The sequence below is a fragment of the Micromonospora sp. BS32 genome (genome assembly GCF_059089345.1).
In genome coordinates this window covers 109,764-131,778 of the sequence record NZ_JBSSHR010000002.1, presented here as the reverse complement: position 1 = coordinate 131,778, position 22,015 = coordinate 109,764, and the positions used below count along the sequence as shown (strand labels likewise).

Sequence of the window (22,015 nt, the reverse complement as noted above, 5' to 3'; positions counted from 1 at the left end):
TAGAGTCCGGCCGGCCCAGCTCACAGGAGGTAACCATGGCGTTGACAGCTGAGGAGAGCAGCCGGCTCGCCGGCCTGTTGAGCTCACACACCGAACGCGTCGTCCAGCTCTGGACGGAGACCGTCACCGCATCGCTGCGTGGCCGGCTCAGCCAGGCCGAGCTGCGACTCCAGGTGCAGGATCTGCACCGTAGCATGATCAATGCAGGCGCGGAGGGGCTTCGGGACATCCGCACCGAGGAGGCCGGCGAGCTGCGCGCGCTGCTCTCCGAGCTCTCCCGCAGCCGCGCCCGCCAGGGCTTCTCCGCCACCGAGACCGCGATCAGCATCTACGCCCTCAAGGACGTGCTGATCGAGCTGATGGAGGCCGGCGAGGTCGAGTTCTCGCTGCGCGACTTCGTCGCCGCCACCTCGGTGGTCGACCAGATGGGGCTCTACACCTTCGAGAGCTACGTGCAGGCCCGCGAGAGCCACATCGCCGACCAGGCCGAGCAGCTGCTCGAGCTCTCCACCCCGGTGGTCAAGCTCTGGGACGGCGTGGTGGCCGTGCCGCTGGTCGGCACGCTGGACTCCGCCCGCGCCCAGGTGGTGATGGAGCGGCTGCTCCAGACCCTGGTCGACACCGGCTCGCCGTACGCGATCATCGACATCACCGGCGTGCCCGCGGTGGACACCCAGGTCGCCCAGCACATCCTCAAGACGGTCGTGGCCGCCCGGCTGATGGGCGCCGACTGCATCATCTCCGGTATCCGCCCGCAGATCGCGCAGACCATCGTCGCGCTCGGCATCGAGTTCGGAGACATCGCCACCAAGGCCAGCCTCGCCGACGCGCTGCGGCACGTGCTGCGCCTGCGCGGTGTCGAGACGGCCCGTCGCCACCCGCGCCGGGAGGCGTGATGGAGCGGGTGCCGATCCTCAAGATCGGCGACATCCTGCTCGTCTCCATCCAGATCGACATGTCCGACCAGACCGCGGTCACCCTTCAGGAGGACCTGGCCGAGCGGATCGTGGTCACCGGCGCGCACGGCGTCATCATCGACATCACCGCGCTGGACATCGTCGACTCCTTCGTCGGCCGGATGCTCTCCACCATCGCCTCGATCTCCAAAGTGCTCGACGCCGAGACGGTGGTCGTCGGGATGCGTCCCGCGGTCGCCATCACCCTGGTCGAGCTGGGCCTGTCGCTCAACGGCATCCGTACCGCGCTCAACGTCGAACGGGGCATGGAACTGGTCGCGGCGACCCGCGACGAGGAGGACCACGACTGGGACGACGAGCCTGAGGAGACGGAATCAGGAACGGCGGCGACATCAGCATGACCGCCGGCCTCGACCTGGGACGTCCGCAGGCGCAGACGATCAGCAGCGACGAGGACGTCGTCCGGGTCCGGCAGTTGGTGCGTACCGTGGCGGTGGCGGTGAAGCTCTCCCTGGTGGACCAGACCAAGCTGGTCACCGCCGCCAGTGAGCTGGCCCGCAACACGCTGATCTACGGCGGGGGTGGCAGCGCCGAGGTGACCGCGGTGGAGGACGGCCGGCGGCGCGGCGTCCGGATCGTCTTCGCCGACACCGGGCCCGGCATCACCGACCTCGACCTCGCCCTGACCGACGGCTACACCACCGGAGGCGGCCTCGGGCTCGGTCTCAGCGGCGCCCGCCGGCTCGTCGACGACTTCGACCTGCACAGCGTCGTCGGCGAGGGCACCAGGATCACCATCACCAAGTGGTCCCGATGACCGCCGAGGTGATCGCCGACCCGGGCATCTGGTTCCGGGTCGAGAACGGCAGCGCGGCCAGCACCGTCCGGCGGGCCGCCGAACGCCTCGGCGGCCAGCTCGGCCTCAGCGACAACCGGCTCGCCGACCTCGCCATCGTCGCCGCGGAGCTGACCAGCAACCTGGTCAAGCACGCCGAGGAGGGCACCCTGCTGCTCCGCCCGGTACGGGACGGTGACGTCGCCGGCGTCGAGCTGGTCGCGGTCGACGCCGGCCCCGGCATGGCCGACCTGACCGCCTCCGCGCGGGACGGCCACTCCACCACCGGCACCCTCGGCATCGGGCTGGGCGCCATCACCCGCCAGGCGAGCTGGTCCGACGCCTGGTCCTGGCAGGGGAAGGGCACCGTCCTCGCCGTACAGGTCTGGCCGTCGCGGGTGCCCCCGCCGCCCGCCTGGGCGGCCGGCCTGACCCGCCCGATCACCGGTGAGCAGATCAGCGGCGACGCGCAGGCCATCCGGGTCGTCGAGGGACGGCACCAGGTGCTGGTCTGCGACGGCCTCGGGCACGGGGCGCTGGCCGCCTCCGCCAGCGACGCCGCCCTGGCCGCCTTCCGGAGCGCCCCGGCCGGACCCCCCGTCGCCGTGGTGCAGTACCTGCACCGGTCCATGTCGCACACCCGTGGCGCGGCCCTCGCGGTGGCCGAGCTGGACCGGTCGGCGGGCCTGCTGCGCTACTCCGGCCTCGGCAACATCGCCGGCGCCGTCCTCGGCGCGGACGGCAGCCGCCGCGGGCTGGTGTCGCTGCCCGGCATCGCCGGCCACCACCGCCCCGCCGTCCGGGAGTACGACTATCCCTTCCCGCCCGGCTCGCTGCTGGTGATGCAGAGCGACGGGGTGGTCGACCGGTGGCGGATCGAGGACTATCCGGGCCTCGCCGGCCGTTCGCCGCTGGTGGTGGCCGCGACCCTGCTGCGGGACGCGGGCACCCGGCGCGACGACGCCTGCGTGCTGGTCGCGAGGACACCGGAATGAGACCGCCGGAGCCGCTCCTGCAGATGGCTCTCCGGGTCGAGCAGGACATCTTCCTGGTCCGCCAGCGCGGCCGGGAGGTCGCCGCCGCCGTCGGCCTGGAACACCAGGACCAGGTGCGGGTCGCCACCGCGCTCAGCGAGGTCGCCCGGGACCTGCTGCGGATCGCCGACGGCGCGGACGTCACCTTCCTCGCCACCGGGGGGTCCGACGGCCGGGCCGCCCTGCGGATCGACCTGGTTCCGGTGCGTCCACTGCCCGGCGACCGGTACGAGCCGCAGTCGGGCGCGGTGTCGCGTCTTGTGGACACCCTGGCGGTGAGCCGGGACGAGGGGGATACGGTCGTGAGGATGTCCCGACGTGTCCCCACCACCGCCCCGGAGCTGACCGCGGCGCGCCTCGCCGAGCTGCGCGCGGAGCTCGGTCGCAGCGCGCCCGCCAGCGCCCTGGACGAGCTGGCCGCCCAGAACGGCCAGCTGATCGCCGCCCTGGACGAGGTGCGCAGCCAGCGTGACGAGCTGGCCGTGCTCAACGCGGAGCTGGAGGAGACCAACCGGGGCGTGATGGCCCTCTACACCCAGCTCTCCGAGGAGCTGGAGGAGACCAACCGCGGCGTGGTGGCGCTCTACGCCGAGCTGGACGAGAAGTCCGCGCAGCTGCGGGCGGCGAGCGAGTCGAAGAGTCGCTTCCTGGCCAACGTCAGCCACGAGTTGCGCGCCCCGGTGACCGCGATCATCGGGTTGGGGCGGCTGCTCACCGACTCCGCGTCCGACCCGTTGACCGCCGAGCAGTCCGAGCAGATCGGACTGATCCGGTCGTCCGCCGCCGACCTGCTCTCCCTGGTCAACGACCTGCTCGACCTGGCCAAGGCGGAGTCCGGCCGGATCGAGCCGGAGTGGGGCGCGGTCGACCTGCGGGCGCTCTTCGGGCAGTTGCGCGGCACGCTGCGGGCGCTCGCCACCAGGTCGGCCGTGGAGCTGATGGTGGAGGAGCCGCCGACGCCGGCCGTGCTCCGCTCGGACGAGGTGCTGCTCGGCCAGGTACTGCGCAACCTGCTGCACAACGGGCTGAAGTTCACCGCGTCGGGCGAGGTCCGGATGCGCGCCGAACGGGACGGCGACCGGTGGCGGATCTCGGTCTCGGACACCGGCGTCGGCATCCCGCCCGAGTTGCAGGAACGGATCTTCGAGGAGTTCTACCAGGTGCCGGGCGTGACCCGGGCCGGCGGCACCGGCCTCGGCCTGCCGTACGCGCGGCGGCTGGTGACATTGCTCGGCGGCACGCTGGAGCTGACCAGTGAGCCCGGGAGGGGCAGCACCTTCACCGTCGTCCTGCCCGCGGACGAGGTCTGACCGTGGCCGGCGACCAGGCGACCGTGCTGGTGGTCGACGACAGCCGGACCAAGCGGTACCTGCTCGTCAGCTGGCTCACCCGGGCCGGGTTCGATGTCCGCGAGGCGGAGACCGGCGCCGAGGCGTTGCAACGGGTCGCGGTGGATCCGATCGACCTGGTGGTGCTCGACGTGCGGCTGCCGGACCTGAGCGGGTTCGAGGTCTGTGAGCGGATCAAGGCGGAGTATCCGGCGATGCCGGTGATCCACGTGTCGGCGCACGCGGTCGACGTCCAGGACCGCGCCCAGGGGCTGACCCGCGGCGCGGACGCGTACCTGGCCGAGCCGATCGAGCCGGAGGAACTGGTCGCCACCGCCCACGCGGTGCTCCGCTACTACCAGGCGCGGCAGCGGGCGGAGCTGCTCGCCGAGCGGCTCACCGGGCTGGCCGACACCACCGTCGCCGTGCACGCCGCGCCGAACTTCACCCGGCTGCTGGCGGCGGCGGCGGCCGGCGCGGCGCAGATCTTCAAGTCGCCCGCGGCCGTGGTGGCGGAGACCTTCGACGGGGACTGCCTGGCCGGGGTCGCCGCCGGCCCGGACGCCACGCCGGTGATCGTGCCGTGGGTGGTCGACGACACCGGGATAGGGACCGGCTCGACCGTGCGGGAGTACGACCCGGGCGCGTGGGATCTGGTGCCGTGGCCGGCGGGTGACACGGTGACGGTGGCCGCCGCGAAGCTGCGGGAGGACCGCGCCCCGCTCTACGTGGTGGTCCCTTCGGCCACCCAGACCGCCCGGACGCCGGTGCTGGTGCAGCTGGCGCAGGCGGTCGCGGCGGCGGTGGAGGCGCAGCGCTCCTTCGACGAGGAGCACCGGATCGCGGTCACCCTGCAACGCAGCCTGCTGCCCCGGCGGCTGCCCGAGGTCGCCGGACTCGACTTGGCGGTGCGGTACGAACCGGCCAGCGCCCAGACCGAGGTGGGCGGGGACTTCTACGAGCTGGTGATGCTGGACGGGCACCTGCTGATGGCGATCGGCGACGTCGCCGGCCACTCGCTGCACGCGGCGACCGTGATGGCCGAGCTGCGGCACGCGATGCGGGCGTACGCGGTGGAGGGGCACCAGCCGGGGGTGGTCCTGGACCGGCTCAACGAGCTGATGCGTACCCTGCTGCCGAACGAGCTGGCGACCATCTGCCTGCTGCTGCTGCATCCGCCCACCGGCCGGATCCGGCTGGCCAGCGCCGGGCACCTGCCGGCGCTGCTGAGCGGGGAGGGCGGGGTGCAGTTCGTCCAGCACTCGGCGCCGCTGCTCGGGGTGCGCGCGGACCGCCCCGCCGACCTGGAATTCACCCTGCCGGTCGGCGCGACGCTGGTGCTCTACACCGACGGCCTGATCGAGCGGCGGGACGCCACCATCGACGACGGCCTGGCCGCCCTGGCGGCCTGCGCCCGGCGGGTGGACGACGACCTGGACCGGTTCTGCGAGCGGCTGCTGGTGGAGCTGGCCCCACCGGAGATCCACGACGACGTCGCCGTGGTGGCGGTCCGCCGCCGCTAATCCGCGCTCTCACCCGATAACTCCGCGTGGCCGCTTGCGGCGGGAGGGGTCAGATCACTGTCGGTGATCGACGTCCAGCGACCCGTCGCCTCCTTCGTTCGCTTTGCTCTGCTGCCGTATCGGCAACACCGGTGCTGAGCTGGGGTTCCTGGTCCACAACCGGGAAGCGCCTCAACCACACCGGTCACCGTCGGTTGCTGTTGCCGTGGGGGCAGCAGAGCAAAGGGAGTCGAGGGGGTGGGTGGCAGAGTGGCCGATGGTCGCGCCCAGTGAGCGGACCGGGCGCGGACCGGGTGCGGACCGGGAACCGGGCGGGAGCGGACCGGGAGTGGGTGGCGCTGCCGCGGTCAGCTCAGTGAGCGGACGTAGGGGGCGGGGGAGACACCGGTGACGGCCGTGAAGTCGCGGATCAGGTGGGCCTGGTCGCTGTAGCCGAGGTCGGCGGCGACGGCGGACCAGTCGGGCGACGCCACGGCGGCCTGCTCGATCGCCTCCTGGAGCCGGTACCGGCGGATCACCCACTTCGGACCCACCCCGACATGGTCGAGGAAGAGGCGCTGCAACCGGCGGGTGGAGATCCGGTGCCGCTGGGCGAAGTCGTCCACCCGCAGCACGCTGCGGTCGACCCGGATCTCCTCGGCCAGCGCAACCGCCTCGGTGGTCGTCGGGTCGGGCTCCGGCGCCCACGCGGTGAGGAACGCGTCCAGGGCGCGGCGGCGCTCGTCGTCCGTACCCACGCACCGGTCCGGCGGATCGGCGGACCCGGCGGCGCGGGCGGCGGCGGGGCAGTGGGTGAGCGGGACCCGGCGGCCGGTCAGCTCGGCGACCGGGCGCCGCCAGAACGGGCGGAAGCCGCCGGGGCGGAGCTGGACGCCGCTGACCGTGCCGGTGCCGGTCAGCCTGATCGAGAAGAGCTGCCGGCCGACGCCGGCGATCTCGGCGGTCTCGGGGCCGCCGTCGACCCGCTGGAACACCACGTTCACCGCCGGGTGCGGCACCACCTGCTGCACGAACGGCGTGGTCAACGCCCAGTCGATCAGCCAGTAGTGCTCGACCCAACCGGACAGCGCGGGCGCGGGGAGGTGACGGCGGAAGCGCAATTCGCGCCGCAGCCGGTCGGGGTCGAGGATGCCCCGGTTGTCGCCGCGCGGCTGTCGCATTTGTTCAAGACCACCTTCATACGCTGGCCCTATGGCAACGAAGACTAGCGAACTGCTGGCCGCCGCCGCGCCCCGAACCGTGGCGGTGGTGCGCGCGATCAGCGACGACCAGCTCGGCCTGCCCACGCCGTGCCCCGACTACACCGTTCGCGACCTGCTCAACCACCTCTACGACGTGGTGGTCAACTTCCAGACGCTCGCCGCCCGGCGGGAGGTGGACTGGTCGGCGAAGACCGACCACCTGACGCCGGGCTGGCGGGACCGGTTCGCCGACGAGGTCACTCGCATGGTGCGGGCCTGGGACGACCCGACGGCGGAGGAGGGCGACTCGCCCGGGATGGGGTTGCCGCAGCGCACCGTCGGCCTGATGGGGCTGATCGACCTGACCGTGCACGGCTGGGACCTGGCCCGGGCCACCGGGCAGCCGTACCAGCCGGCGCCCGAGGTGACCGGGGCTGGGCACGGTTTCATGGACGAGATGGGCCCGATGGGCCAGCAGATGGGCGCCTTCGGCGAGCCGGTGCAGACCGGCCCGGACGTCACCGACCTGGACCGGTTGCTCGGTCGCACCGGACGGGACCCGGCCTGGACTTGCTGAACCGTCGAGGTCGACCCGGCTATTCACTCAATGAATAGCCGGGCGGGTGTCCGCCGGCAGCCGTCACGGCTACGAGCTCAAACGGGCGCACGACGCCCGGCTCCCGCGCGCCCGACCACTGGCCTTCGGGCAGGTCTACGCCACCCTGTCCCGCCTGGAACGCGACGGACTGGTGGCGACCGCCGGCCAGCAGCGGGAGGCCGGCCCGGACCGCACGGCGTACGCGCTGACCGCCGAGGGCTGGGCCGCGCTCGACGGCTGGCTCTCCGGGCGCACACCGACCGGCTGCGCGAGCTGACCGCCATCAAGACGGCCCCGGCGGCCACCCTCGACGACATCGTCGCGGCCGACTACGCCGCCGCCCACCTCGACGCGGACCTGAGGTGGCTGCGGACCACCCTGGACCGGGTCGCCGACTGGCACCGGGAGGTGCACTCGTGACGCAACTATCGGCACGCGGTGTACGTGGCCATGGTGATCGCCGCCGGCGGGCTGATCGTCGCGCTGGTCGAGGAGATCGTCGCCCGACGCCGGTCGTACGCCGCGCTGGTCGCGACCGGGGTGCCCCGGGGCACGCTCGGCCGGTCGATCGCCTGGCAGGCGCTGACCCCGGCGGTGCCGGCGGTGGGGCTCGCGCTCATCGTCGGACTGCTGCTCAGCCGGGGCATCGGCGGTCGCACGGCGAGCGGTGGCGGATACACGACCCAGGTCTGCGACGGCCCCGGGCCGCTCTGCGACGATCCGGCCACCCGGGCGCAGCACCTGAAGACCGTGTGGGTGCCCGAGGTGACGGTGGCACCCGGCGTACCCGTGGAGCAGCTGGCCTGGGTCGCCGGCGGCGCCCTGGCCGCGGTGCTGGTCACGGTCGGTGTCGGCCTGCTCTTCCTGCGCGCCAGCACGGCCGTGGAGGAACTCCGGACTGCATGAGCCGGGTGTAACGGCAGTGCGGCGGGTGGCGCTGTTGACTCCGGAGGGCCGGCAGTCGGGCCCCCGCCCCGGGGGTGGACCGGCCCCCGGCGGTCAGCGGCTTCGGGAGATCACCAGATGCACAACCAGCCGGGCGGTGCGCCGCCGGTGTTCGTCGACCGGACCGGAAAACGGCGCCGGCTCACGGTCATCGCTGGCACCGTGATGGGTGTCGGCCTGCTCACCAGCCTCTCGCTGATCCTGGCCGGCCTGTTCGGCGGCTCCGCCGTCCCCCTGCCCGGCTGGAGCGACCCGAAGGCCCCGCCGCCGATCGAGGCGGGCCTGGACGGCCCGAACGAGATCGAGCAGCCGGCCAGCCCGACCCCCGGCCCGCAGCCGACCCGGGCGACCGGCACCGGCGTCCCGCTGCCCACCACCAGCGTGACCGGGGCTCCCGCCACCACCGCACCGCCCAACGCGCGGCCCACCGCGGCCACCGCCACCACCGTGCCCGCCCCGACCGACGTGCGGCGGACCGGCAAGCCCACCCGTTCCCCGGGCAAGCCGCGCTGACGATGGCCCGACACGTCGCTCGCCGCGACCCGCGGGCCCACTGGGTGCTGCTCCTGCTCGGGCTGCTCCTGCTGCTCGCCGCGCTCACCGTGAACGGGCTGGTCACCGGGATGACCGGCGGTTCCGGCCCGGCCACCGGCCCGGCCGCGCCCGCCCCCCGGGCGGTCGCCACCGGCGGCCCGGTGCTGCGACTGGACCGCCCCGAACCGGTCAGCCGGCGGATGCCCGACCGGACGGTCGCGCTGACCTTCGACGACGGGCCGGACCCGGAGTGGACGCCGCGGGTGCTCGACGTGCTCCGCCGGCACCACGCGCACGCCACCTTCTTCGTGGTCGGCTCCCGGGTCAACGCGCACCCCGAACTGATCCGGCGGATCCTCGACGAGGGGCACGAGCTGGGGTCGCACACCTACTCGCACGCCGACCTCGCCTCGGTGCCGCGCTGGCGGGCCGACCTGGAACTGTCGCTGACCCGCAAGGCGATCGCGGCGGCCACCGGCCGGGAGGTGACCCTGCTGCGGCTGCCCTTCTCGTCCACCACCGACAGCCTGACCGCCGGGCAGTACGACGCGCTGCGTGCCGCCGCGGCCACCGGCCACGTGGGCGTGCTCGCCGACCGGGACGCCAAGGACTGGCAGCGACCGGGCGTGCCGGCGATCGTCCGGGCGGCCACCCCGCAGCCCGGACACGGCGCGGTGGTGCTGATGCACGACGGCGGCGGCGACCGCGGCCAGACGGTGACCGCCCTGGACCAGCTGCTCACCGGGCTGACGAAGCAGGGTTACCGGTTCACCTCGGTCTCCGAGGGCGTCGGCGCGCCGCCGTCGACCGTCCCCGCCGGCGTCGGCACCCGGCTCAGCGGGTACGCGCTGCGCTGGACCCAGACGGCGGCCGGCGCCACCGCCGCGGCGATGGACGGGCTGCTCGCCGTGGCGCTGGTGCTCGGCATCGCCCGGCTGGCCGTGCAGGTGTTCTGCGCCCAGACGCACGTGCGCCGGGTCCGCCGGCCGCGCGGCCCGCGCGCTCTCGTGGACGCCCCGGTCTCGGTGATCGTGCCGGCGTACAACGAGGCGGCGAACATCGCCGCGACCGTGCGGTCCCTGGTCGCCAGCGACTACCCGGCGCTGGAGGTGATCGTGGTGGACGACGGGTCCAGCGACGGCACCGCCGACATCGTCGAGCGGCTGCGGCTGCGCGGGGTCCGGGTCATCCGGCAGGCCAACGCCGGCAAGCCGGCGGCGTTGAACACCGGCATCCGGGCCGCCCGCGCGGAGCTGCTGGTGCTGGTCGACGGGGACACCGTCTTCCAGCCGGACACCGTGCACCGGCTGGTGCAGGGCTTCGCCGACGGGACCGTCGGGGCGATCTCCGGCAACACCAAGGTGGCCAACCGGCGCCGGATGCTCGGCCGTTGGCAGCACCTCGAGTACGTGATCGGCTTCAACCTCGACCGCCGGATGTACGACGTGCTGGAGTGCATGCCGACCATCCCCGGCGCGATCGGCGCGTTCCGCCGCGAGGTGCTGCTCGCCGTCGGTGGGGTCCCCTCGGACACCCTCGCCGAGGACACCGACCTGACCATGCAGGTGCTCCGGGCCGGCTGGCGGGTGGTGTACGAGGAGGGCGCGATCGCCTGGACCGAGGCGCCGTCGTCGCTGCGTCAGCTCTGGCGGCAGCGGTACCGCTGGTGCTACGGCACCATGCAGGCGATGTGGAAGCACCGGCACGCGCTCCGCGAGCAGGGCGCCGGCGGCAAGCTGGGCCGCCGTGGCCTGCCGTACCTGACGGTGTTCCAGATCGTGCTGCCGCTGGCCGCCCCGGCGGTCGACGTGTACGCCGTCTACGGCCTGTTCTTCCTGCCCTGGTCGACGCTCGTGCTGGCCTGGCTGGGCCTGCTCCTGCTTCAGGGGTTGACCGCCGGGTACGCGCTGCGGCTGGACCGGGAGCGTTACGGCCCGCTCTGGGCGCTGCCGTTCCAGCAGCTGGTCTACCGCCAGGTGATGTACCTGGTGGTGGTGCAGTCGGCGGTCACCGCGGTGATCGGCAACCGGCTGCGCTGGCAGCGGATGGTGCGGACCGGGGAGGCGGCGGCGCTGGTCGGCGCGGCGCCCGGCGTCCGCTGACGGCACGCCGCCCCACCCGGGCCGGGCGGTTCCTCGTCCGCCCGGCCCCCGTCGTTCGTGGTCATCCCGCCCCGGTCAGGCCCGGCCGAGCCGGTCGAGGATCCAGGCGTTGATGAACGCCTCCTCCCGCCAGGCGTCGTACCGGCCGCTGGGGCCACCGTGGCCGGCGCCCATCTCGGTCTTGAGCAGGTAGTCGCCCTCCGGGGCGACCGCGCGCAGCCGGGCGATCCACTTCGCCGGCTCGTGGTAGAGCACCCGGGTGTCGTTGAGGCTGGTCACCGCGAGGATCGCCGGGTAGTCCACGGCGGCCACGTTCTCGTACGGCGTGTACGACTTCATGTACGCGTACACCTCGGGGTCGTGCAGCGGGTTGCCCCACTCCTCCCACTCGGTGACGGTCAGCGGCAGCGACGGGTCGAGGATCGAGGTGAGGGCGTCCACGAAGGGCACCTGGGCGACGATGCCGGCGAAGGCGTCCGGGGCGAGGTTGGCCACCGCGCCCATCAGCAGGCCGCCGGCCGAGGCGCCCCGGGCGACGAGCCGGTCGGCGGCCGTCCAGCCGGACTTGACCAGGTGCCGGGCGCAGGCGACGAAGTCGGTGAAGGTGTTCTTCTTGGTCAGCAGCTTGCCCTCGTCGTACCAGCGTCGGCCCAGCTCGCCGCCGCCGCGGATGTGCGCCACGGCGAAGATGACACCCCGGTCGAGGAGGCTGAGCCGGGCGATCGAGAACCACGGGTCCACGCTGGCCTCGTACGAGCCGTAGCCGTAGATGACCGCGGGGGCGGAGCCGTCGCGCGGGGTCCCGGCGCGGCAGACCAGCGAGATGGGTACCCGGGTGCCGTCGTCGGCGAGCGCCCAGTCGCGGTGCTGCTCGTAGTCGGCCGGGTCGTACGCCCGTCCATCCGGCCCGGGCCGGACCGGCTTGCGCCGGCGCAGCACCATCTGCCGAGTGACCAGGTCGTAGTCGTACACGGAGTCGGGGGTGACGAGCGAGGTGTAGCGCAGCCGGATCTCCCGGGTGCGGTACTCCGGGTTGGCGTCCAGCCCGACGCTGTAGATCGGCTCCGGGAAGTCGATGTCGTGGGCGTCGCCGTCGCCGACCGGGATGACCCGCAGCCCGGTGAGGCCGTTGCCGCGCAGCGAGACGACGAGGTGGTGCTCGAACGCGTCGACCGATTCCAGCCGGGTGCCGGGGGTATGGTCGATCAGCGGCACCCAGTCGCCCGGCGCGTCCGCCGAGGTGTACGCCAGCGCGAAGTCCTCCGCGCCGTCGTTGTGCAGGATCAGGAACCGGTGGCCGTGGTGTTCGACGGCGTACTCGACGCCCTGCCGGCGCGGCGCGACCACGGCCGGCTCGCCGGTCGGGTTGGCCGCCGGGATCACCCGGACCTCGCTGGTGACCTTGCTGTGGATGTCGATGACGACGAAGCGCTCGGAGCGGGTCAGCTCGACGCCCACCCAGAACCGCTCGTCGTCCTCCTGGTGCACCACCACGTCCTCGCCCGACGGGGTGCCGACGGTGTGCCGCCAGACCCGGTTGGGCCGCCAGGCCTCGTCCACGGTCACGTAGAACAGCACCGACGCGTCGGCCGACCAGGCGGTGCCGTAGAAGGTGTTGGGCACCTCGTCGCCGAGCAGTTCGCCGGTGCTCAGGTCCTTGATCCGCAGGGTGAACCGCTCGTCGCCGGAGAAGTCCGTCGAGTACGCCAGCCAGCGCCCGTCGGGGCTCACGTCGAACGCGCCGAGGGAGAAGAAGTCGTGCCCCTCGGCGAGCTGGTTGCCGTCGAGCAGCACCTCCTCGCCGTCGAGCGGGGCGCCGTCGGCGCTGACCGGGGGCGTGGTCTCGCCGTCGCGGACGGCCCGGCGGCAGTGCACGCCGTACTGCTGCCCCTCGACGGTGCGGGTGTAGTACCAGTAGCCGTCCTTGCGGGTGGGCACCGACAGGTCGGTCTCCTGGGTGCGCCGCCGGGTCTCCTCGAACAGGTCCCCGCGCAGCGCCTCCAGGTGCGCCGTGCGGCTCTCGGTGTACGCGTTCTCGGCGGTGAGGTGGGCGATCGTCGCCGGGTCGTCCTTGGCGGCGAGCCAGGCGTACTCGTCGACGACGGTGTCGCCGTGGTGGGTGCGCTCGGTGGGCACCCGCTTCGCGACGGGCGCGGGGGTCTCGGTGGTCACGGCGTCACGTTACCGGCCGGCCACCGTCCGCGGCGCGGCGTCGTCCGGCGACCCGCCGCCAGCTCTTTCGAACATGTGTACGATGACCGCCATGGCGGCAGCAGCGAGTTCGACCGGCGCGGCGGAGATCACCCGGAGGCTGAGCGAGATCTGTGGGGGCTCCTTCGCCCGGTTCGCGGGGGTGGCCGACGAGGTGGCCGGGCGGGGGGCCCGCTGGGTGGCGGTTCCCGGCGGGCCGGCCGCGGCGGCGCGGGTGCTGCGACTGGCCGCCCGGCACGACCTCACGGTGGTGCCGCGCGGCGCCGGCACGAAGATCGACTGGGGTGCCGCGCCCGCGCGGGTCGACATCATGCTGGACACCGGTCGGCTCGCCGGGATCGGGCACCAGTCGACCGGCTCCCCGGTGGCCGAGATCGGCGCCGGCACTCCGCTGCGCGCGGTGCAGGCCACCCTGGAGCGCACCGGCCGGCGGCTGCCGCTGGACCCGCCGTCACCGGGCGCGACCCTGGGCGGGGTGCTCGCCGCCGACGAGGCCGGCCCGCTGCGCCACCGCTACGGCACCGCCTGTGAGCAGCTGGTCGGCCTGCGCTGGCTGGACGCCGACGGCGAACTGGTCAGCGCCGGGGCCGGCGGGGCCGAGCCGCCCGGCTCGGTGGGGCTGGACGTCGGGCGGCTGCTCTGCGGCTCCCAGGGCGCCCTCGGGGTGCTGGTCTCGGCGACGCTGCGGGTGCATGCCGTGCCGGCCAGCCGGGTCTGGGTCTCCCGCCCGGTGTGGACCCCGCTGGAGGTGCACGACCTGGTCCGGGCGGTGCTCGCCGCCCGCCTCGACCCGGCGGCGGTCGAGCTGGACCTGCCGGTCGACGGCCGGCTGCCGCGCCGCCCGTTGGGTGCGGCGGAGGCGGCGGCCCGGGCCAGCCACCCGTCGGCGGGCGGGCGCGGGGCGCGCCCCTCGGTGGCCCGGGGCGGCGCGGGCACCATGACGGTGCTGCTGGAGGGGGGCCCGTCCGACGTCACCGAGCGGGCCGACGCCCTGGTCCGGCTGCTCGGCGCCGGGACGACCGTCGACCACGCCGCGCCGCCGTGGTGGCGGCGTTACCCGTTCGCTCCCGGCGACACCGCGCTGCGCGTCGAGGTGCCGATCACGGACCTGCACGCCGCGGTCTACGCGCTGCGCGACGCCGCCGGCGCGCCGGTCCCGGTCCGTGGCTCGGCCGGGCTGGGAGTGGTGCACGCGGCCCTGCCGGGGTCGCTGTCCGGTGAGCGGGTGGCCTCGATCCTCGCCGCGGTGCGGGGGGTGCTGCTGGCCCGGCGGGGCCGCTGCGTCGTGGTCGCCGCGCCCCCGCTGGTCCGCGACGAGATCGAGCTGTGGGGCGAGCCCGCGGTGATCCCCCGGATCCGCGCGGCCAAGGAGCAGCTCGACCCGCACCGCCGGCTCGCCCCGGGCCGGCTCCCCGGCGGCCTCTGAGTCCGGCTCGCCCGCCCGTCCAGCTCAGGCGTGTCGCGCGTCGGATCTGGATGGTGCCGTGATGGATATGACTCAGCGGCATATTTGTGACGGAGAGTCATACCGCTCACCGACAAATCCGGTCGCCGCCCGCGACACGGAAGCCTGCCTGCCGCCCGTCCCGCGGCTGACGCCCACGGGCCGCCGACGCGGGTGGCGGAACTCAGACCGCGTCGTTGCGCAGCACGAGGATGGCGATGTCGTCCCTGGGCGACTCCACCGAGAAGTTGATCGCGGTAGACCGTAGTCGCGCCGCCACCACGTCGGCCGAGTACCCGGCCAGCGGGGCGGCCGCGTCGCGCAGGCGCTCGGTGCCGAACAGCTCGCGGCCGCGCCGACGCTCGGTCACCCCGTCGGTATAGAAGATCAGCGAGTCGCCCGGCCCGAGCGGAATCTCCGCCGTCGGCGAGGAGATCGAGTCGAGCAGGCCCAGCGCGGTGCCACCGGCGCCGACGAAGGCGGCTCCGCCGCCACCGCGCAGCAGCACCGGACGGTCGTGCCCGGCCAGGTGCAGCGAGACGTCGAGCTGGCCGCCCGCGCCCTGGCCGACCGCCGCCAGGGCCAGCGTGCAGTACCGACCGCCGCCCCGCTCGACCAGCGTCTCGTTCAGTCGGGCGAGCGCCTCGGGCAGCGGCTTGCCGTCCCCGACGAGCACCCGGATCACGTCCCGGACCAGGCCGGTGACCGCCGCCGCCTGCACCCCCTTGCCGGAGACGTCCCCGATCACCACCAGCCAGCGGCCGTCGGGCAGCGGGACCACGTCGTAGAAGTCGCCGCCGACCTCGGCGTCGTCGCCGGTCGGCACGTACTCGGCGGCGAAGCCGATGCCCTCGACCACCGGGAGCACCGGCGGCAGCAGCGACTGCTGGAGGGTCTGCGCGACCCGGCGGCGCTCGGCGTGGATCCGGGCGTTCTCGATCGCCAGCGCCGCCCGGCGGGCCACGTCCTCCAGCACCGCGACCTCGTCCGGGTCGTGCCGGTGCCCCTGGTGCCGGCCGACGGCCAGGGTGCCGAGCCGTTGGCCGCGGGCGATCAGCGGGACCGCGAAACCCTCCATCGGCCCGCCGAGCGGCACCTGCGACGCGCTGCGGGACGCCTCGCGCAGCCGGGCCTGGACCGAGTCCGGGCCGGTCTCCTGGAGCACCTTGTGCAGCTGGGGCAGCACCGCCTCGTCGGCGTGGCTGCTCGCCGCCAGCCGCAGCCGGCCCCACTCGTCGGTGGTGTGCACCGCGCACCACTGGCCGAGCCGGGGCACCACCAGCTGCGGGATCAACGCCATGGTCAGGTCGACGTCGAGCGACTGGGCGAGCAGTTCGCTCGCCTCGGCGAGGAAGGTCAGCCAGGCCTGCCGGCGGACGTCCGTCCGGCGCAACCGGTCGTTCTCCAGGTGCAGCGACAGCCGCTCAGCGGCGAGCACGGCGAGCGGCCGGGCGTACGCCGAGGGCGCCGCGTCCAGCTCCAGCTCCCCGGCGTACGGCCGGTGCACGGCCAGCGGCACCTGGAGCAGCTCGTTGCCGGGGCGGGGGTGGCGGCCGTACCGGGCGAGCGCCTGCGGCCCCTGCCCGTCGCCCCGGTCCAGCCGGATCACGCCGCCGGCCGCCCCCACCATCTCGGCGACCCGGCTGAGCAGGTCGGTGGCGAAGTCGGGCAGCGGGTCGTCGGCGTACGGGTCGGGGCTGGTCTGGGTCAGCTCGCTCATCGCGGCGGCGCTCGGCGCCGAGGTGGCCGGTGCCCCCTCGCCGCCAGCGGCGGAGGCCTGCGGCGGCGCGGCCGGGTCGTCCGCGTCGATGCCGTTCCGGTCCAGCCGGAACCAGACGCCCTTGCCGCTGGGCAGGTACGTCGTCCCCCACCGGCTGGCGAAGTGGTCCACCAGCAGCAGCCCGCGCCCGCGCTCGGAGACCTCGTCGATCTCCTCGGTGTCGTTGCGGACCCCCACCATCAGCTCGTCGACCGGCCCGGAGGCGAAGTCGGAGACGGTGACTGTGAGGCCGATCCGGTCGGCGACGACCTCGATGTCCAGGTCGGTGCCGGCGTGCTCCACGGCGTTGGTGGAGAGTTCGGTGGTCAGCAGCAGCGCCTCGTTGAGCAGGTCGTCCAGCTCGGCCTCGGCGAGCACCGAGCGGACCAGGGCCCGGGCGGCGGCGGGGGTACGCCGGTCTGCGGGCAGCCGTACCCGCCGGACGTGCTCGTCCTGACCCGCCTCGACCGCGGGTCCTGCCTCCGCCGACACCCTCGTATCCTCCACCGCCGCCGGCCGGGTGCCAAGCCGGACGGGGCGGCCTCACCCGCCCACCGGGGTCGCCACCTCGCGTGTCGCCGCCGCACCGCGCGTCCGTGGCGTCGACACCGGCCCGGGCACAATGATGGGATGGAGGCGTGTCGGCCACGCGCCGGAGGCCCGAGGCGAGCGAGGAATGATGACAGCGAAACAGTCGGTGACCGCTGATCCGTCCGCTTCCGAGCACGACGCGCTCCTGGTCGAGCTGGCGGAGGCGTTGCGGCGGGTCCGTCATGGCGAGTTCAAGGTCCGGCTGCCCCGGCGGGCGGGCGCGGCCGGTGAGGTGGCGGACGCCTTCAACGACGTGGTGGCGCTGCAGGAGCGCCAGCATCTCGACCTGCGTCGGATCAGCCGGATCGTCGGCCGGGACGGTCGGCTGACCGAGCGGCTCGACGAGGAGGGGCTGGACGGCTCCTGGGCCGAGGGGCAGCGGGCGGTCAACTCGCTGATCGACGACCTGGGCCGACCCACCACCGAGATCGCCCGGGTGATCATGGCGGTGGCCGACGGCGACCTCTCCCAGCACATGGCGCTGGAGATCGACGGTCGCCCGCTGCGCGGTGAGTTCCTGCGCATCGGCCGCACCGTCAACACGATGGTCGACCAGCTCTCGTCCTTCTCCAACGAGGTGACCCGGGTGGCCCGCGAGGTAGGCACCGAGGGCAAGTTGGGCGGCCAGGCGGACGTGCGGGGCGTCGCCGGCACCTGGAAGGACCTGACCGACTCGGTGAACACCATGGCGTCGAACCTGACGTACCAGGTGCGGTCGATCTCGCAGGTGGCCACGGCGGTGGCCAAGGGCGACCTGTCCCAGAAGATCACCGTGTCGGCCAAGGGCGAGGTGGCCGAGCTGGCGCACACCTTCAACTCGCTCACCGACACCCTGCGGCTCTTCGCCGAGCAGGTGACCCGGGTGGCCCGCGAGGTGGGCACCGAGGGCAAGCTCGGCGGCCAGGCGGAGGTGCCGAACGTCGCCGGCACCTGGAAGGACCTGACCGACAGCGTCAACTCGATGGCGTCGAACCTGACCAGCCAGGTCCGCAACATCGCCCAGGTCTCCACGGCGGTCGCCCGGGGTGACCTGAGCCAGAAGATCACGGTGGCCGCGCAGGGCGAGATCCTGGAGCTGAAGGACACCGTCAACACGATGGTCGACCAGCTCTCGTCGTTCGCCGACGAGGTGACCCGGGTGGCCCGTGAGGTGGGCATCGAGGGCAAGCTGGGCGGTCAGGCCCAGGTCCGGGGGGTCTCCGGCACCTGGCGGGACCTGACGGAGAACGTCAACCAGCTCGCCGGCAACCTGACCAGCCAGGTCCGCAACATCTCCCAGGTGTCGACGGCGGTCGCGAAGGGTGACCTGTCGCAGAAGATCACCGTGGACGCGCAGGGCGAGATCCTGGAGCTGAAGAACACCGTCAACACGATGGTCGACCAGCTCTCGTCGTTCGCCGACGAGGTGACCCGGGTGGCCCGTGAGGTGGGTACCGAGGGCAAGCTGGGCGGTCAGGCGCAGGTGAAGGGTGTCTCGGGGACCTGGCGGGACCTGACCGACAACGTGAACTCCATGGCGTCGAACCTGACGTCGCAGGTGCGCAACATCGCCTCGGTCACCACGGCGGTGGCCAAGGGTGACCTGTCGCAGAAGATCACCGTGGACGCCCGGGGCGAGATCCTGGAGCTGAAGTCGACGGTCAACACGATGGTCGACCAGCTCTCCTCGTTCGCCGACGAGGTGACCCGGGTGGCCCGCGAGGTGGGTACCGAGGGCAAGCTCGGCGGTCAGGCCCAGGTGCGCGGCGTGGCCGGCACCTGGCGCGACCTCACCGACAACGTGAACTCGATGGCCTCGAACCTGACCGCCCAGGTGCGGAACATCGCCCAGGTCTCCACCGCGGTGGCCAAGGGTGACCTGTCGCAGAAGATCACCGTGGACGCCCGGGGCGAGATCCTGGAGCTGAAGTCGACGGTCAACACGATGGTCGACCAGCTCTCGTCGTTCGCCGACGAGGTGACCCGGGTGGCCCGCGAGGTGGGTACCGAGGGCAAGCTGGGCGGTCAGGCGCAGGTGAAGGGTGTCTCCGGCACCTGGCGGGACCTGACCGACAACGTGAACTCGATGGCGTCGAACCTGACGTCGCAGGTGCGCAACATCGCCTCGGTCACCACGGCGGTGGCCAAGGGCGACCTGAGCCAGAAGATCACCGTCGACGCGCAGGGCGAGATCCTGGAGCTGAAGTCGACGGTCAACACGATGGTCGACCAGCTCTCCTCGTTCGCCGACGAGGTCACCCGGGTGGCCCGCGAGGTGGGCATCGAGGGCAAGCTGGGCGGTCAGGCGCAGGTGAAGGGTGTCTCCGGCACCTGGCGGGACCTGACGGAGAACGTCAACCAGCTCGCCTCGACCCTGACCACCCAGCTGCGGGCGATCGCCCAGGTCTCCACCTCGGTGACCCGCGGCGACCTGACCCAGCGGATCGCGGTCAAGGCGCAGGGCGAGGTCGCCGAGCTCAAGGACAACATCAACCAGATGATCGTCACCCTCCGGGAGACGACCAAGAAGAACGCCGAGCAGGGCTGGCTGGACTCCAACCTGGCCCGGATCGGCGGCCTGCTCCAGGGCCAGCGGGACCTCGGCGAGGTCTGCCGCATGATCATGATGGAGGTCACCCCGCTGGTCGACGCGCAGCTCGGCGCGTTCTTCCTGGCGGACACCTCGGAGGGCGTGATGCGGCTGCGGCTCACCGCCTCGTACGGGTACGTGGCCCGGGGTCACGACGTCACCTTCGGCCCCGGTGAGGGGCTGGTCGGGCAGGCCGCGCTGTCGCGCCGCACGATCCGGCTGAACGCGCTGCCCGACGGGCGGATCGCGCTGCGCTCGGGGCTGGCGGAGACGCCCCCGGCCGACCTGGTGGTGCTCCCCGTCCTCTTCGAGGGCGAGCAGCTCGGGGTGATCGAGTTCGCCAGTGTGGCCCGCTTCTCCGGGCTGCACCTGCAGTTCCTGGAGCGGCTGGTGCTCACCATCGGCATCGCCGTCAACACCATCCAGGCCAACCGGCGTACGGAGGAGCTGCTGGCACAGTCGCAGCGGCTCGCTCTGGAGCTCCAGGACCAGTCGGCGGAGTTGCAGCGCACCAACGCCGAGCTGGAGGACAAGGCGAAGCTGCTCTCGGAGCAGAAGGGCAACATCGAGACCAAGAACCGGGAGATCGAGCTGGCCCGGCTCGGCCTGGAGGAGAAGGCCCAGCAGCTCACCCGGGCGTCGGCGTACAAGTCGGAGTTCCTGGCGAACATGAGCCACGAGCTGCGGACGCCGCTGAACTCGCTGCTGCTGCTGGCCCGCCTGCTGGCCGAGAACTCGGAGCAGAACCTCACCCGCAAGCAGATCGAGTTCGCCCGCACGATCCACAGCGCCGGCTCCGACCTGCTCTCGCTGATCGACGACATCCTGGACCTGTCCAAGATCGAGGCGGGCCGGATGGACGTCGAGCCCACCGAGATCCGGTTCGCCGAGATCCGCGGCTACGTCGAGCAGGCGTTCGCCCCGCAGGCGGAGGAGAAGGGCCTGGACTTCCAGGTACGGGTGGCCAAGGAGCTGCCGCCGGCGCTCGTCACGGACGCCCAGCGGTTGCAGCAGATCCTGCGCAACCTGCTCTCCAACGCGGTGAAGTTCACCGACAACGGCGCTGTCACCCTGCGGATCGCCCCGGCGCCGGAGAACGCCGTCTTCGACGTGCCGGCGCTGACCAACGCCCGGCAGGTGATCGCCTTCACGGTGATCGACACCGGCATCGGCATCTCCGACGACAAGCTGTCGCTCATCTTCGAGGCGTTCCAGCAGGCCGACGGCACCACCAGCCGCCGCTACGGCGGCACCGGGCTGGGGCTGTCGATCAGCCGGGACCTGGCCCGCCTGATCGGCGGTTCGATCACGGTGTCGTCCGCGCCGGGGCAGGGTTCGACCTTCACCCTCTTCGTACCCGATGTGCTGGCGCCGGATTCGGTGGTGGCGCCGCAGGCGCCGTCGCCGCAGCGCGCGGGCCTGCCGTCGTCGCTGCTGATGCCCCCGATGGAGCTGCTGCCGGCGGCACCGGAGGCGCCGGTGACCCGGCAGCTGGACGGCGCCACCGTGCTGATCGTGGACGACGACGTGCGCAACGTCTTCGCCCTGACCAGCGCATTGGAACTGCACGGGATGACCGTGCTGTACTCGGACAACGGGGCGGACGGTGTCCGCCTGCTGGCCGAGCATCCGGAGGTGGACATCGTGCTGATGGACGCGATGATGCCCGACCAGGACGGGTACGAGACCACCCGGCAGATCCGGCGCAACCACCGCTTCGCGGACCTGCCGATCGTCTTCCTGACGGCGAAGGCGATGCCCGGCGACCGTGAGTCGGCGCTGGCGGCCGGGGGTAGTGACTACATCACCAAGCCGGTGGACCTGGACGAGCTGATCGAGCGGATGGCGTCCTGGATCAGCGGCAGCCGAGGCGAGGAGAATTCGTGACGCAGATGGCCAAGGCGCTGCTGGTGGACGACCGGCGGGAGAACCTGATGGCCCTGGAGGCCATCCTCCAGGGGCTTCCGGTGCAGTCCGTCGCCGTGGAGAGCGGCGAGGCGGCGTTGAAGCAGCTGCTGGTGGACGACTTCGCCGTCATCCTGCTGGACGCGCAGATGCCCGACATGGACGGCTTCGAGACCGCCAGCCACATCAAGCGGCGGGAGCGGACGCGGCACGTGCCGATCATCTTCCTGACCGCGGCCGACAAGGACGCCCAGCTGGCGCTGCGCGGCTACGCGGTGGGCGCGGTGGACTACCTGACCAAGCCGTTCGACCCGTGGGTGCTGCGGGCGAAGGTGTCGGTCTTCGTGGAGCTGTGGGTGAAGACCCGGCAGTTGGCCGCCCAGTCCGACGTGGTGCGGGAGCGGGACGCCCAGTGGCGGGTGCTCACCGACGCGGTGGACGAGGCGACGACGCTGCTGCGGATCGGCGACGACCCTGTCGCCCAGGACCGCGCGCTGGAGATCCTGGAGCAGGCTCGCTGGGGCAACACCACCCCCTGA

16 protein-coding genes and 1 pseudogene are annotated in these 22,015 nt (G+C 73.1%); 14 read left to right on the top strand and 3 right to left on the bottom strand.

Going from position 1 to position 22,015, the window contains the following annotated elements; genetic code table 11:
* Positions 1 to 35: 35 nt before the first annotated feature.
* From AC5RWQ_RS03225 to AC5RWQ_RS03200, 6 genes are read left to right on the top strand one after another with little or no spacing between them, the layout of a single operon-like run.
* Positions 36 to 896 carry an STAS domain-containing protein gene (locus tag AC5RWQ_RS03225; protein WP_494281249.1) on the top strand — a complete coding sequence of 287 codons (861 nt, stop codon included), beginning with the start codon at positions 36 to 38 and terminating at the stop codon, positions 894 to 896.
* On the top strand, positions 896 to 1,318 hold the full coding sequence (locus AC5RWQ_RS03220; protein ID WP_494281248.1) for an STAS domain-containing protein: 423 nt from the start codon (positions 896 to 898) through the stop codon (positions 1,316 to 1,318). The genes AC5RWQ_RS03225 and AC5RWQ_RS03220 overlap by 1 nt, the downstream gene beginning before the upstream one ends.
* Positions 1,315 to 1,734, top strand: a complete 420-nt coding sequence (locus AC5RWQ_RS03215) for an ATP-binding protein (protein WP_494281247.1) — start codon at positions 1,315 to 1,317, stop codon at positions 1,732 to 1,734. The genes AC5RWQ_RS03220 and AC5RWQ_RS03215 overlap by 4 nt, the downstream gene beginning before the upstream one ends.
* The gene (locus tag AC5RWQ_RS03210; RefSeq protein ID WP_494281613.1) at positions 1,731 to 2,747 is read left to right on the top strand and encodes a SpoIIE family protein phosphatase; all 1,017 of its coding nucleotides are present in this window, start codon (positions 1,731 to 1,733) and stop codon (positions 2,745 to 2,747) included. Before AC5RWQ_RS03215 ends, AC5RWQ_RS03210 begins: the two co-directional genes overlap by 4 nt.
* Positions 2,744 to 4,096, top strand: coding sequence for an ATP-binding protein (locus tag AC5RWQ_RS03205; protein ID WP_494281246.1), 1,353 nt, complete (start codon positions 2,744 to 2,746; stop codon positions 4,094 to 4,096). Before AC5RWQ_RS03210 ends, AC5RWQ_RS03205 begins: the two co-directional genes overlap by 4 nt.
* Positions 4,093 to 5,637, top strand: a complete 1,545-nt coding sequence (locus AC5RWQ_RS03200) for a SpoIIE family protein phosphatase (RefSeq protein ID WP_494281612.1) — start codon at positions 4,093 to 4,095, stop codon at positions 5,635 to 5,637. Before AC5RWQ_RS03205 ends, AC5RWQ_RS03200 begins: the two co-directional genes overlap by 4 nt.
* 347 nt (positions 5,638 to 5,984) lie before the next feature.
* Here the strand turns inward: AC5RWQ_RS03200 and AC5RWQ_RS03195 are convergent, their stop codons facing one another.
* Positions 5,985 to 6,797, bottom strand: a complete 813-nt coding sequence (locus AC5RWQ_RS03195; protein WP_494281245.1) for a DUF6597 domain-containing transcriptional factor — start codon at positions 6,795 to 6,797, stop codon at positions 5,985 to 5,987.
* A gap of 31 nt (positions 6,798 to 6,828) precedes the next feature.
* On the opposite strand from AC5RWQ_RS03195, the gene AC5RWQ_RS03190 reads away from it, so the two are divergent.
* The 5 genes and pseudogenes from AC5RWQ_RS03190 to AC5RWQ_RS03170 all read left to right on the top strand — a co-directional run bounded on the left by AC5RWQ_RS03190 (position 6,829) and on the right by AC5RWQ_RS03170 (position 10,997).
* Complete coding sequence (locus tag AC5RWQ_RS03190) at positions 6,829 to 7,395, top strand: TIGR03086 family metal-binding protein (RefSeq protein ID WP_494281244.1); 567 nt, start codon at positions 6,829 to 6,831, stop codon at positions 7,393 to 7,395.
* Positions 7,396 to 7,429: 34 nt separating this feature from the next.
* Positions 7,430 to 7,836 (top strand): annotated as a pseudogene (locus AC5RWQ_RS03185) (PadR family transcriptional regulator).
* A gap of 18 nt (positions 7,837 to 7,854) precedes the next feature.
* Complete coding sequence (locus AC5RWQ_RS03180; protein WP_494281243.1) at positions 7,855 to 8,322, top strand: FtsX-like permease family protein; 468 nt, start codon at positions 7,855 to 7,857, stop codon at positions 8,320 to 8,322.
* 117 nt (positions 8,323 to 8,439) lie between these two features.
* Positions 8,440 to 8,874 (top strand): hypothetical protein, encoded by a 435-nt coding sequence (locus AC5RWQ_RS03175; protein WP_494281242.1) that lies wholly within the window; start codon positions 8,440 to 8,442, stop codon positions 8,872 to 8,874.
* A 2-nt stretch (positions 8,875 to 8,876) separates the two neighbouring features.
* The gene (locus tag AC5RWQ_RS03170) at positions 8,877 to 10,997 is read left to right on the top strand and encodes a bifunctional polysaccharide deacetylase/glycosyltransferase family 2 protein (protein WP_494281241.1); all 2,121 of its coding nucleotides are present in this window, start codon (positions 8,877 to 8,879) and stop codon (positions 10,995 to 10,997) included.
* Positions 10,998 to 11,072: 75 nt separating this feature from the next.
* On the opposite strand, the gene AC5RWQ_RS03165 is transcribed toward AC5RWQ_RS03170, so the two are convergent.
* Positions 11,073 to 13,169 carry a S9 family peptidase gene (locus tag AC5RWQ_RS03165; RefSeq protein WP_494281240.1) on the bottom strand — a complete coding sequence of 699 codons (2,097 nt, stop codon included), beginning with the start codon at positions 13,167 to 13,169 and terminating at the stop codon, positions 11,073 to 11,075.
* A 91-nt stretch (positions 13,170 to 13,260) separates the two neighbouring features.
* On the opposite strand from AC5RWQ_RS03165, the gene AC5RWQ_RS03160 reads away from it, so the two are divergent.
* A complete protein-coding gene (locus AC5RWQ_RS03160) occupies positions 13,261 to 14,634 on the top strand; it encodes an FAD-binding oxidoreductase (protein WP_494281239.1) in 1,374 nt (457 codons plus the stop codon).
* Positions 14,635 to 14,836: 202 nt separating this feature from the next.
* Here the strand turns inward: AC5RWQ_RS03160 and AC5RWQ_RS03155 are convergent, their stop codons facing one another.
* Positions 14,837 to 16,903, bottom strand: coding sequence for a SpoIIE family protein phosphatase (locus AC5RWQ_RS03155; RefSeq protein WP_494281238.1), 2,067 nt, complete (start codon positions 16,901 to 16,903; stop codon positions 14,837 to 14,839).
* A 184-nt stretch (positions 16,904 to 17,087) separates the two neighbouring features.
* Between AC5RWQ_RS03155 and AC5RWQ_RS03150 the strand changes: the two genes are divergently transcribed.
* A complete protein-coding gene (locus tag AC5RWQ_RS03150; protein ID WP_494281237.1) occupies positions 17,088 to 21,458 on the top strand; it encodes a HAMP domain-containing protein in 4,371 nt (1,456 codons plus the stop codon).
* Positions 21,455 to 22,015, top strand: a complete 561-nt coding sequence (locus AC5RWQ_RS03145; RefSeq protein WP_494281236.1) for a response regulator — start codon at positions 21,455 to 21,457, stop codon at positions 22,013 to 22,015. The genes AC5RWQ_RS03150 and AC5RWQ_RS03145 overlap by 4 nt, the downstream gene beginning before the upstream one ends.